6 protein-coding genes are annotated in these 14,129 nt (G+C 41.1%); 5 read left to right on the top strand and 1 reads right to left on the bottom strand.

Annotation, left to right across the window (positions count from 1 at the left end):
- The first annotated feature begins 351 nt into the window (after nt 1-351).
- Nucleotides 352-9,846: an Ig-like domain-containing protein gene (locus tag B176_RS21045; RefSeq protein WP_154648002.1), complete on the top strand. Its 9,495-nt coding sequence runs from the start codon at nt 352-354 to the stop codon at nt 9,844-9,846.
- 555 nt (nt 9,847-10,401) lie between these two features.
- Here the strand turns inward: B176_RS21045 and pepT are convergent.
- Nucleotides 10,402-11,643 (bottom strand): peptidase T, encoded by a 1,242-nt coding sequence (pepT, locus tag B176_RS0115495; protein ID WP_017259742.1) that lies wholly within the window; start codon nt 11,641-11,643, stop codon nt 10,402-10,404.
- Between the two features lie 121 nt (nt 11,644-11,764).
- Between pepT and B176_RS0115490 the strand changes: the two genes are divergently transcribed.
- The 4 genes from B176_RS0115490 (at nt 11,765) to rimP (ending at nt 14,123) form a co-directional block, all read left to right on the top strand.
- Nucleotides 11,765-12,538, top strand: a complete 774-nt coding sequence (locus tag B176_RS0115490) for a hypothetical protein (protein ID WP_017259741.1) — start codon at nt 11,765-11,767, stop codon at nt 12,536-12,538.
- 1 nt (nt 12,539) lies between these two features.
- On the top strand, nt 12,540-12,899 hold the full coding sequence (locus B176_RS0115485; protein ID WP_017259740.1) for an MmcQ/YjbR family DNA-binding protein: 360 nt from the start codon (nt 12,540-12,542) through the stop codon (nt 12,897-12,899).
- Complete coding sequence (locus B176_RS0115480; RefSeq protein ID WP_017259739.1) at nt 12,883-13,503, top strand: rhomboid family intramembrane serine protease; 621 nt, start codon at nt 12,883-12,885, stop codon at nt 13,501-13,503. Before B176_RS0115485 ends, B176_RS0115480 begins: the two co-directional genes overlap by 17 nt.
- A gap of 155 nt (nt 13,504-13,658) precedes the next feature.
- Nucleotides 13,659-14,123: a ribosome assembly cofactor RimP gene (rimP, locus tag B176_RS0115475; protein ID WP_017259738.1), complete on the top strand. Its 465-nt coding sequence runs from the start codon at nt 13,659-13,661 to the stop codon at nt 14,121-14,123.
- Nucleotides 14,124-14,129: the final 6 nt, after the last annotated feature.

The following is a 14,129-nucleotide window of genomic DNA, read 5'->3' as shown; positions in this document are numbered from 1 at the left end:
TTGTAAAATTTTTTAGTTAGGGCGTTTAAACACGCTATACGCTCATACTGCACAAAGCATTAGCCACAGGTCGGTATCCGCTTCTGTCGTTAACGCAACATTTAATTCCTATTAATATTTACTGGTTAAGTGGAAATTGTACGATAAAAATCATTCGGTAAATCTGTAAACCAGTGTATTTTATGCTAAATTTTGGATAAAATATTCTAGTTTTTTCCAACAGAAGTTTATACGATCAATTTCTAAAAAACATGAAACTAAAGCCTTCCGTTTTCGTAAAAAGAGCCAACACACAAACAGCTAAACTCATTTTTATTGATGCACCTCTATTTTTTTGCATTTTATTATACCGTGAAGAAGCAAATAGGTGCCCTAAGGCTTATGCTAAAGACTGCGCTTTTTAGTTTATTGTTTGCTTTTCTTTTTGTTTTCAACCTGAGTTTAACGAAAGCCCAGGTGTGTGGAACTTCGGGTTTAGACGGTCCTCAGAACGCAGTGCCTCCTGTGAACACTTATTTTCCTTTATCAACAGGCACTACTTTGATCGCTGGCAGTAAGAGCATTCTCTTAAACGCAGTACCACCAGATGATCCTAATTTTAACTTGAGTTACGGAGTAACGCCAATTAAGTCTGGAGATTTAATCTTGCTTATTCAAATGCAAGATGCTTCGTTTAATTATACAAACAGTAATTTATATGGGAGTGGGCTAACCAATAGTGGTCCTGATAATTTAGGAGGAACAGGTTTTACAAATTTAAATAATTCTGGAAAATTTGAGTACGTAGTTGCAACTAGTAATGTACCAATTACTGGTGGTACACTCAAATTTAGAGGTGCCGGAACAGGTGGTGGTTGCTTCAACTCCTATACCAATTCAAACGCCACAGGAACCGCTGGCCAAAAAAGGTTTCAAGTAATACGTGTACCCCAATATTCAAACTTAGTTTTAACGGCAAATATCACCACACCACCGTATAACGGGTCCGTTGGTGGCTTAATTGCTTTTGATGTTGCGGGTACGATGCAGTTTAATGGGTTTGTTGTTGATGCGTCAGAACGTGGATTTCGAGGTGGTTATGGAGATAAAAGTCAAGGGTCAAATGCTAATAATAGTACAGATTATGTACTATTATCTACTTCGTCAAAATCAGTTGGCAAAGGCGAGGGAGTTGCCGGAACGCCAAAATATATGTGGGATGGCTTCAATAGAGTTACTAATCCTACAGATGGTCTGCCGGCTGGATCATATGGAAGAGGAGCGCCAGCAAATGGAGGCGGAGGCGGAAATGATCACAATTCTGGTGGAGGAGGTGGTGGTAACGGTGGCTATGGCGGATTAGGTGGCGCAGGTTGGCAAGGCGCAGGAGGGAATTTGCTTATTAATAATTTAACAGGAGGAGGACGACCGGGGTCGCTATTACCCCTTGATTATTCGAGGCTAGTTATGGGCGGTGGTGGCGGTGGAGGTGACGCCAATAATGCAATTACTGATGTTAAAGGTGGTGTAGGAGGTGGGATTGTCATTATTAATGTAGATAAAATAGCAGGGGTTGGCGTAATAAGAGCTAATGGTGGCAATGGTGAGGCTGGAGCATATGGCTCTGCCCCAGATGGTGCAGGAGGTGGAGGGGCAGGAGGTTCTATTTTTGTTCGTTCTTTAGCATCGAGCCCCGGCGCAGCTTTGACGCTAGAAGTGAGAGGCGGCAAAGGTGGAAACACAAAAAATGATACGGGGGGCACATTGCCACACGGACCTGGCGGTGGTGGCGGTGGTGGCGTAATTTATACCCAAGTTCCTTCAGCAACAATAAATAGCATTGTTACCAAAGGCAATTCAGGTAAGACCAATAATGGCAATGGAATCAACCATGGCGCAATGGATGGCACTGTTGGTATAGCTCATTCTTTCGGAACAACAGACTTACCAACCCATCTACAAGGTGGCGGTTCAATTTGTTATCCACGGCTTACAACCACACTCAAAGAACTAAATCCTGGATCTGCCGGAGCAAGAAGCGCTGGAAGTTCAGCAACCTATACCTTAACTATTGAGAATGAACCCACAAACGGGAATGCTGGAAATGTAGAAGCTTGGTTTAACCTTCCATCAACTTTTAAAGTAAGTGCTATTTCTTATACGTTAACCGGAGATGCTGCGGGGACGTTAAACGCTGCCCCTCATATTGGTGCTTCGGGTGTAATGAGTTTTGGGAATTTTAATATTTCGCCAGGCGATAAGGTAACCATCACCATTAATGTGAATATTGAAGCAAATGCACCTACAGGAATCTATCACGCAAGTGCTCAAGCTACTTATTTAGATCCTACAAGAACAACTTTTAATCCGTTTAGAAAAATAACAGGTTCTACAGATCATTTTACGGGCAGTAATTTTACCTATGAAACTGGTGGAGTTGCGAACGTTATTGGCACAAATTACAACGGAGATCTAGGGACTTCAATTGCTGAGGATGTCCATATTAATGCCCTAGCAGCAGCAGGGTTTTGTGATGCGATTACTGGCGGTGGCTTTGAGACCTATACTGTAGGCGGCTATACAACTTTAGATAAGTGGAATCCAGTTAATTCGGGCGAAGTAGTCAAAATTGCGAACCAAAACGGTATTAACGGCGCAGTTATTAAAAATAAAGCAGCTGAAAAATTCTCGCTACAGCAGACTGTAATTTCTATAGAACCAGCGACCGCATATACGCTAACATTTAATTACAGAAACTGGGATTTTTGTGGCAGTCCATCTACTTCAAAAATTTATGTCGAAATTTTAGATGGGGTTACAGGTGTAGTCATTGTTCCTAATACTCAATTTAATGCAGGTAATTCTCCTGACATAGGTACAGTCCCGTTCGTTACTTTGGCGGGAACTACCTCTTTAATTGTAAAATTTACCGATGCGGGATCGCCCAATCCGGCTTGTGGCACTTTTCTGGATCATATCTCAATAGTCTCTAACTTAAATATCACATATCCCACAACAAACATAACTTGCAACGGTGCAGGTGATGGGAAAGTAACTATCAAATTATTATCAGGTGCCGCGGCTCCTTATCGCATTTCTTACTCGTTTAATGGGGGGACTTTTAGTTTACCTGTTCCTATAAATCCAATCGATAATTCTGGAACTCCGCTCGTATTTCCTGATTTGTTACCAGGAACTTATCTATTGAAAATAGTTGATGCTAACGGATGTGAAAACATTAAAAATTTCAGTATTACAGAACCTCCAGTTCTTTCTCTTTCAGAATCACATATAAACAACGTTTGTTATAATAATTCTATTGGAGCAATAGACTTAACCGTTACTGGTGGAACCTCTCCATACACCTATTTTTGGACAAAAAACGGAATACCTACTGAATATGCGGCGACAGAAGATATTAGTAATCTAACTCCAGGTAATTATACAGTTACAGTCACTGACAAGAATAGCTGTCAGAGTACACTTTCTGTTGATATTTTGCCTTTAATGGTATTTAAATTAGCTGGTGATCATGTTGATAATACTTGTTTTGGGAATTCTCTGGGCTCAATCAATTTGGTTCCATCTGGAGGGAAAACTCCTTATAGTTTTACTTGGAGTAATGGTTCGCATGATCAAAATCAAGTTAATTTGCCAGCCGGAACATATTCCGTAATAGCTAAGGACGGGTTAGGTTGCGAAGAAACGCTGGAATTTATAATAGCAGAACCCGAAGCCCTCCTTTTAAGCACCACACTATTAGATATCAAATGCTACGGCGAGAGCACTGGAGCGATAGACATCAGCGTTAGCGGTGGAACATTACCCTACACCTACGCATGGGACAACGGAAGCACAACAGAAGATTTAACAGGTCTGAAAGCAGGAGCTTACCAAGTAACGGTAACCGATGCAAACGGCTGTGAATTTATCAAGACGATCACGATCACCGAACCAGCTTCACCGCTTGCGATGAGCTTCAGCCAGACCGATGTGAAATGCTATGGCGAGAGCACCGGAGCGATAGATATCAGCGTTACTGGCGGAACATTACCCTACACTTACGTATGGGACAACGGCAGTACAACAGAAGATTTAACAGGACTGAAAGCAGGAGCTTACCAAGTAACGGTAACCGATGCAAACGGCTGTGAATTTATCAAGACGATCACGATCACCGAACCAGCTTCACCGCTTGCGATGAGCTTCAGCCAGACCGATGTGAAATGCTATGGCGAGAGCACCGGAGCGATAGATATCAGCGTTACTGGCGGAACATTACCCTACACTTACGTATGGGACAACGGCAGTACAACAGAAGATTTAACAGGACTGAAAGCAGGAGCTTACCAAGTAACGGTAACCGATGCAAACGGCTGTGAATTTATCAAGACGATCACGATCACCGAACCAGCTTCACCGCTTGCGATGAGCTTCAGCCAGACCGATGTGAAATGCTATGGCGAGAGCACCGGAGCGATAGATATCAGCGTTACTGGCGGAACATTACCCTACACTTACGTATGGGACAACGGCAGTACAACAGAAGATTTAACAGGACTGAAAGCAGGAGCTTACCAAGTAACGGTAACCGATGCAAACGGCTGTGAATTTATCAAGACGATCACGATCACCGAACCAGCTTCACCGCTTGCGATGAGCTTCAGCCAGACCGATGTGAAATGCTATGGCGAGACCACCGGAGCGATAGATATCAGCGTTACGGGCGGGACCGCACCCTACACCTACGTCTGGGACAACGGAAAAACAGATGAAGATTTAACAGGTCTGAAAGCAGGCGCTTACCAAGTAACGGTAACCGATGCGAACGGCTGTGAGTTTATAAAGACGATTACGCTGAGCGAACCAGCTTCACCGCTGGCAATAACCTTCAGTCAGACCGATATCAAATGCTACGGAGAGAGTACCGGAGCGATAGAGATCAGCGTTAGCGGTGGAACATCACCCTATACCTACGCATGGGACAACGGAAAAACAGATGAAGATTTAACAGGACTGAAAGCAGGAGCTTACAAGGTAACGGTGACCGATGCGAACGGCTGTGAATTTATCAAGACGATTACGCTGAGCGAACCAGCTTCCCCGCTTGCGATGAGTTTCAGCCAGACCGATATCAAATGCTACGGAGAGAGCACTGGAGCGATCGACATCAGCGTTAGCGGTGGAACATCACCCTACACCTACGTCTGGGACAACGGAAAAACAGATGAAGATTTAACAGGACTGAAAGCAGGAGCTTACAGGGTAACGGTGACCGATGCAAACGGCTGTGAGTTTATAAAGACGATCACGCTGAGCGAGCCTACCGCACCACTATCGATGAGCTTCAGTCAGACCGACGTGAAATGCTACGGTGAAAGCACAGGCTCGATAGACATCAGCGTTAGCGGTGGAACATCACCCTACACTTACGCATGGGACAACGGAAAAACAGATGAAGATTTAACAGGACTGAAAGCAGGAGCTTACAGGGTAACGGTGACCGATGCAAACGGCTGTGAGTTTATAAAGACGATCACGCTGAGCGAGCCTACCGCACCACTATCGATGAGCTTCAGTCAGACCGACGTGAAATGCTACGGTGAAAGCACAGGCTCGATAGACATCAGCGTTAGCGGTGGAACATCACCCTACACTTACGCATGGGACAACGGAAAAACAGATGAAGATTTAACAGGTCTGAAAGCAGGCGCTTACCAGCTGACCATAACCGATGCAAACGGCTGTGAACTGATAAAAACCATCACCCTTATCGAACCAGCTTCACCGCTATCGACGACCTTCACTCAGACCGACATCAAATGCTACGGTGAAAGCAGTGGAGCGATAGACATCAGCGTTAGTGGTGGAACATTACCCTACACTTACGCATGGGACAACGGAAAAACAGATGAAGATTTAACAGGTTTAAAAGCTGGCGATTATAAAGTAACAATAACGGATGCGAACGGCTGTGAACTGATAAAAACCATCACCCTTAGCGAACCAGCTTCACCGCTATCGACGACCTTCACTCAGACCGACATCAAATGCTACGGCGAAAGCAGTGGAGCGATAGACATCAGCGTTAGTGGCGGAACATCACCCTACACCTACGCATGGGACAACGGAAGCACAACAGAAGATTTAACAGGTCTGAAAGCAGGAGTTTACCAAGTAACCATAACCGATGCAAACGGCTGTGAATTCATAAAGACCATCATGCTGAGCGAACCAGTTTCACCACTGGCGATGACCTTCAGTCAGACCGATATCAAATGCTACGGCGAGAGCACCGGAGCGATAGACGTCAGCGTTAGCGGTGGAACATCACCCTACACCTACGCATGGGACAACGGCAAAACAGATGAGGATTTAGCAGGTCTGAAAGCTGGCGATTATAAAGTAACCATAACCGATGCTAACGGCTGTGAACTGATAAAAACCATCACATTGAGCGAACCAGCTTCACCGTTGGCAATGACTTTCAGCCAGACCGATATCAAATGCTACGGCGAGAGCACCGGAGCGATAGACGTCAGCGTTAGTGGCGGAACATCACCCTACACTTACGCATGGGATAACGGAAGCACAACAGAAGATTTAACAGGTTTAAAAGCTGGCGATTATAAAGTAACAATAACGGATGCGAATGGCTGTGAACTGATAAAGACCATCCCGCTGAACGAACCAGTTTCACCGTTGGCAATGACCTTCAGCCAGACCGATATCAAATGCTACGGTGAAAGCAGTGGAGCGATAGACATCAGCGTTAGTGGTGGAACATTACCCTACACTTACGCATGGGACAACGGAAAAACAGATGAAGATTTAACAGGTTTAAAAGCTGGCGATTATAAAGTAACAATAACGGATGCGAACGGCTGTGAACTGATAAAAACCATCACCCTTAGCGAACCAGTTTCACCGTTGGCAATGACCTTCAGCCAGACCGATATCAAATGCTACGGTGAAAGCAGTGGAGCGATAGACATCAGCGTTAGTGGTGGAACATTACCCTACACTTACGCATGGGACAACGGAAAAACAGATGAAGATTTAACAGGTTTAAAAGCTGGCGATTATAAAGTAACAATAACGGATGCGAACGGCTGTGAACTGATAAAAACCATCACCCTTAGCGAACCAGCTTCACCGCTATCGACGACCTTCACTCAGACCGACATCAAATGCTACGGTGAAAGCAGTGGAGCGATAGACATCAGCGTTAGCGGTGGAACATCACCCTACACTTACGCATGGGACAACGGAAGCACAACAGAAGATTTAACAGGTCTGAAAGCTGGCGATTATAAAGTAACGGTAACCGATGCTAATGGCTGTGAACTGATCAAGACGATCACCCTTAGCGAACCTACAGCATTAAGATTCGAAGCATCGAAAACAGAAATCAAATGCTACGGTGAAACATCAACTGTAACACTAACTACAACAGGCGGAATAGGAACGTATGTTTACAGCAAAGACGGAACAAATTTTCAGTCAGAAAGCAGATTCGAAAACCTACCTGCTGGCGACTATAATTTTACAGTAAAAGATGCCAATAACTGTATCAAAGAAGTAGTTGTTAAAATCTCACAACCACAACTACTTTCAATAACAGAAACACACGAAAGCAATGTTTGTTATGCCGAAGTAAAAGGTAAAATAAACTTATCAGTATCCGGCGGAACCGCACCATACCAATATCAGTGGAACAACGGAGCAGTAAGTCAAAATATAGCAAACCTTCCGGGTGGAATTTACTCGGTTGTAGTCACCGATAAAAACGGCTGCAACCAGACGTTATCAGTAGAGATTTTACCATTAAAGCCATTTGTTATTCTTGAAAAAATAGAACAGATCAAATGTTTTGGAGAAAACTCGGGTAAAATAAATCTAGAATTAAGTGGGGGAGAAGCACCTTACCAAGTAAGTTGGTCTAACGGAGCAAGTGGTTTAATATTACAAAATTTAGCACCTGGAAATTACACCTATGTAGCTAAAGATGCGCTTGGCTGTTTACAAACTAAAACAATCAACATCTCACAACCTCGGCCACTATCGGTAAAAACAGAAGTTAAAAACACAACCTGTAAATACTCGCCAGATGGAGCTGTGAAATTAATTGTTTCGGGTGGAACGCAACCGTATAAATTTATCTGGAACGGTACGGACAGGGGACTTAACAGTACTTTGTTAAATGTAAATGCGGGTAGATATAATATTACTGTTATTGATGCAAATAATTGCACCATTCAGCTTTCCGCAGAAGTTTTGCCAGGTAATTGTGCGCCAAGTGCAGATAATGATAGGTACGAAACAAAAGAAGATACGCCAATTAACATTAATGCGCCAGCCGGTGTCATTGTAAACGATACTGATCCCGATGATGACGAGCTAAGAGTTAGTTTAGGAAGTGCTAAAGATCCAGACGGAGAAACTGGGGACGTTGATGCCAGTACATCTGTTTTTAAAACTAAAAATGGAAAGGTTATCCTCAATAAAGACGGCTCGTTCACCTATATTCCAAATAAGAATTTCTTTGGTACCGAATACTTTATATATGAGGTAACCGATGGGGAACTAAAATCCAATTTTGCGCAGGTAACCATTGTGGTTACACCAGTAAACGATTCTCCTGTAGCAGTAGACGACTTTTTTAGCACAGCAGAAGATACTCCGATAAATGGTTCGGTAGCAACCAATGATTACGACCCTGACAATGATCCGCTAACCTATATTGTCACAAATCCACCTGCAAGTGGAACATTGACGTTAAACGCAGACGGTACGTTTATCTACATTCCAGCAGAGAATTTTAACGGGACTGTTACTTTTGGGTATCAAGTTTCCGATCCTCGTGGATTAACAGGTCAAGCGACCGTTACAATAGTTGTAACTCCGGTTAACGATGCACCAATAGCTGGTGATGATAAGTTCAGCATCCAAAGAAACGGTCAAATTACGGAAACAGTTACCGCAAATGATAGCGACCCAGACGGAGATCTACTGCAATTCACGAAGCTTACAAATCCTACAGACGGAGTGCTAACATTTAACCCTGATGGGACTTTTGTGTACAAACCAAATAACAACTTTAAAGGTATCGATCATTTTACTTACCAGGCCTGCGATCCTTTTGGCTTGTGTGATAGTGCAACAGTTACGCTTGTGGTACAGCCTTTAGTAACTGTTCATTTAACGCCGAAAGAAGCAACTATTAAAGAAGGTGATAGTATTAAAATTACAGCAGTTTTAACCGAATCTTTAGTAGAGGATGTAACCATTTATTTAAGTTATTCGGGTACAGCAGAAATTAATAAAGACTACATTTTAACGGATAATTATATATCGATGATTATTCCTGCGAATCAAACTGAAACCACACAGTATTTCACCATAAATACCATTTTGGATGATATAAAAGACGATAATGAAACCATCATAAGCAATATTACGAGTACATCAAAACCCACATTTGTTAATATCGGCGACAATGCTACCGTAATCGTTAAAGATGTTTACCCAGACAGCGTTAAAACGACCCCGTCAGAAAATCCTGATATAAATCCCGATCCATTAATATCTCCAAATGGGGATGGTTTGGGTAACGAGAGTTTTATTATTTACAACATCACCAAATACCCCAATAATGAAGTGATGATATTTAACCGCTGGGGAAACAAGGTTTATCAGACCCGAGGCTACGATAATAAAGGCAATTCGTTCAAAGGAATTGCAAACGTAGGCATCCTTACCAACTCCAACAAAGAACTGGTTGATGGGGTTTATTACTACATCATTTACACCGATGAGAATAGCAAACGGAAAATGAATAAGGGTTATTTGATTCTCAAACGATAATTTTCATAAACGCTAAAAGCTGATGTCAGAAAGCTAAAAGTGAAAAAGGATTAAGCAATAATGATTTGAAAAACACGGGACTGTCTAAACCAATAAAGGCAGCCCCCGTTTTACACTCATACTCCACTCCAACGCACAACCCAAATCACGGCCTTAGCCACAAGCTGGTATCCGTTTCACCCGGGTTTAGGAATTCAGGCAATCTGAATTTATTCTTTTTTTAGCGCAGCAAATAAAGTAAGGAAAAGACTATAAATTCGAAATAGAATAGAGAAGCGCCCAACCAGCAAAAGCAAATACCAAAGTACCGCGAAAAATTCGGCATTGGCCTTTGCGGCAACGAATGACCAAGGTAAAAGCACTACCTTTTTAGCAAAGGGCGCAGCCGAGCGTTTTTTGTTTACTTTTTTGCGGAAAAAAAGTAAATGCCATTGCTCGGCATGAGAGCAGGCAAGCTATGTGCGCAAAAGCCAAAATGCCAATCTATATCAAAATAACCAAGAATTCCATCTATTGTCGATATTAACCTAACACCTAACACCTAACACCTAACACCTAACATTCTTCTTCCCAAATCATAGCCAAATTAATAATCGTCCGTACAGCAGCTTCCATATCTTGCACAGAAACCCATTCCTGTTTGCTATGGAAAGCATGTTCGCCAGCAAAGATGTTCGGACAAGGCAATCCCATAAAAGAAAGCCGTGAACCATCTGTTCCTCCTCTAATACTTTGTCTCTTCGGTTTTACACCAGCTCGCTCAATAGCTTTTAAGGCAAACGCACTTACTTTTGGATGTGCTGCAACAATGTTTTTCATATTTCGGTATTGCTCAGTTATTACAAATTCAACTGTCGAATCCGGATAATCCGATAAAACCGCGTTACAAATTGCTTTCAGCTCGTTTTCGTGTTTAAGCAAATGCTCATCTTCAAAATCTCTGATGATAAAATCGATAGTAGCTTCTTCCACCTGCCCACTTATCCCAACCGGATGAATAAAACCTTCTTTCCCTTCTGTACTTTCGGGCGAGAGTTTATCTTTAGGTAATGCATTTATAATTTGTCCTGCTATTTTTATGGCACTTTGCATTTTGTTTTTAGCAAAACCCGGGTGTGTGCTCACACCTTTTATTTTTACTTGCATCCCATCTGCAGAAAAAGTTTCATCCTCAAAAGAACCTAAAGTTTCCCCATCAATCGTATAACCGAAATCGGCACCAAGTTTTTTAATGTCTAAATGGTTTACGCCTCTGCCAATTTCTTCGTCTGGAGTGAATAGTATTTTAATTTCCCCATGCTTTACGTCAGGGTTTTGTGTAAAGAAATTAACAGCATCCATAATCGTTGCAACTCCAGCTTTATTGTCGGCTCCTAAAAGTGTTTTTCCGCTTGCGGTAATAATATCATTTCCTATTTGTGCGCTCAAATCCGGATGTTCTGCCATTTTTAAGACCACGTTGTTGTCATCAGGCAAAACCAGATCCTCGCCGTTATAATTGTTATGGATTATAGGTTTAACATTTTCGCCACTACAATCTGGAGAGGTATCTACATGTGAGCAAAAACAAATTACGGGTACGTTTTTCTGTGAGTTAGCAGGAACTGTTGCAAATACATAACCAAATTCATCTAAATGTGCGTCCTTAATTCCTAGCTGTAAAAGCTCTTTTACCAACTCGGCAGATAAGAGTTTTTGTTTTGCTGTAGAGGGCACAGAGGTAGAATTATAGTCAGACTGGGTGTCGTACTTAACGTACTTTAGAAAACGTTCTTTAACAGTATGGATGATGGTCATGAAAATAGAATTTTGATTATCGGATTATTTGAAATATTTTTATGGCTCGATTAACCGGGAAACAACAAAGTAAAAGAATAAGTTTACAAACTTGATAATTTTACATTAGCTATTAAATAATTTGAAAAAATTAATTTTCATCCTTTTACTTTTTGTCTCTGTTCAGGCTTTCTCACAAGCCGAATTTAGTAGAATCGGGTTTGGGATTTCAGCAGGGGCAACTACCGCTTATACAGGTTTAACTTTTGGAATGAGTGAATTGCCAGGTTTAGTAGGTTTTAATCCTAAGAAAACTTTAACTATAAACAAATCACAAGTTTTAGGTGGTTCATTAGATTATTATTTTAGCCCCTTTATTTACGGGGGTTTGGAATATAATAAAGTGCAGCTTAAAGATGGTCCAGACAAACACAACCGGGCTTTTATTTCAGATTTCACCTCAATAGAAGTTAGAGGTAATGTTTCAGCTGGGCAGTTTATTGATTATTCTTACAGCCCATTCTTATATGCAATCCGAAATGTAAACGCAGGTATAGGAATTGGTTTTATAAGCGGGAAAAATAATGTTGCCGATTGGCCTGTAGGAACAACTGCCTCAGATCCTGGGCCTTTTCCACGGAGGACACATGGAGATGATTTGGGTAAAAGCAAATTTAGTAGCGTTATTGCATTACCAATCAGTATCGGTTATAATCTCAACCTATATAATGTTTATCAAGAAGTTAAATTTGTTGTGGGTTTCCAATACAAAATGGTTTTTACCACATCAGATGATTTAGATGGTTTTGCAGATGATCCTAATAAAGGCTTTCAAAACAACGCGAAAGATGCATATACCACAATGGGCGTTTCGATAAAATACCTGTTTGGGCCTAAGAGTCTTTACTTCAAGTAATTTGAATATAGAAAGCCTTAGAGAGCACTGCATTGATAAACCAGGTGTAGAAGAAAGTTTCCCTTTTGGTGAAGATACTCTGGTTTTTAAAGTCGGCGGAAAAATATTCCTACTAACAAGTCTCCTTAATCCAATTAGTTTTAACGTCAAATGTAACCCAGAGAAAGCGGGTTTACTTAGGGAACAACATGCTGAAATTATCCCTGGTTACCATATGAACAAAAAGCATTGGAACACAGTATACTATAATCAGAACCTTCCCGATCTACTTTTAAAAGAACTGATAGACCATTCTTACGAATTGGTTTTTTCAAGTTTACCCAAAACAACACAATCCAACATAAATGTATCAAATACTTAACGACACACCGGTTTCGGTGATTATTTTTATTTTCACCATAGCTACAAGTGTGTACACTTTTTACGAACACTCACTGTTTGGCAAATTGATGCTCCACCCTTATTCCGTAAGCCGTGGGAAAAACATTTATCAGCTTGTTACCAGCGGGTTCATACATAAAGATTGGCAACATTTGATATTCAACATGCTGTCGTATTATTTTTTTGCTTTCGATTTAGAACGCACTATCGGGCATTGGCAATTTGGTGTGCTGTATATCTTAGCTTTGATATTAAGCGACCTGCCAACGGTTTTTAAACATAAAAACAATTATAACTACCATAGTTTAGGTGCTTCAGGCGCAGTATGTGCTGTTTTGTTTTCTTTTATTCTTTTTTCTCCATTTACAACACTATTAATTATTCCAATACCTTTTCCAATTCCTGCTATTATTTATGGGGTTTTGTTTTTGATATATACCTCTTACGCTGGCCGTAAAGCAAACGATGGCATCAATCACCAAGCGCATTTTTACGGTGCATTGTCTGGCGTGTTCATTACTGTTATTCTTTATCCGCAGGTAATACAGTATTTTATCGCTAGTGTAAGTGCAAAACTATTATAACTCACTAATGAAATGCTTGTAATCAGTTTATTAGCATAAACGGTTATTGTTAAATTTACCACTTAACTTGGTAATACAGAAAATTTTACTACATTTGCAGAGATTCGAAAGAGGGGGCGATAGTCCCCTCTTTCTATTTAGAAAAAAAAAGAATAATGAGCGTAGAGAAGAGAATCAGAGCTTTAATAGAAGAAAAAATAGAAGACAGGCCTGATCTTTTTATAGTAGATATCAAAATTGTAAATAACAAGAGTGTTATTATACTTTTAGATGGCGACGAAGGAATAGGAATTCACGATTGTGCTACAGTTAGCCGACATGTTGGATTTCATTTAGAGGAAGAAAATCTTTTTGATAAAGAGTATAATTTGGAGGTGGGCTCACCAGGATTAGATGTTCCTTTAACGCTTAGCCGTCAGTTACAGAAAAATATAGGTAGGCTTTTAGAAATTAAGCTTACCGATGGTAAAAAAACTGAAGGTAATTTGATTAGTGCTAATGAGCAAGAAATCGTTATCAACGAACAGGTAAAAGAAAAAGGCAAAAAAGCCAAACAAGCAGAAAGAATTATCAATAGAAGTGAGATTGCCGAAATGAAAGTTGGCGTTTCATTTAAATAGAAGCAT

Source organism: Pedobacter arcticus A12 (assembly GCF_000302595.1).
Lineage (GTDB): Bacteria > Bacteroidota > Bacteroidia > Sphingobacteriales > Sphingobacteriaceae > Pseudopedobacter > Pseudopedobacter arcticus.
This window is presented reverse-complemented; position numbering and strand designations above follow the sequence as displayed.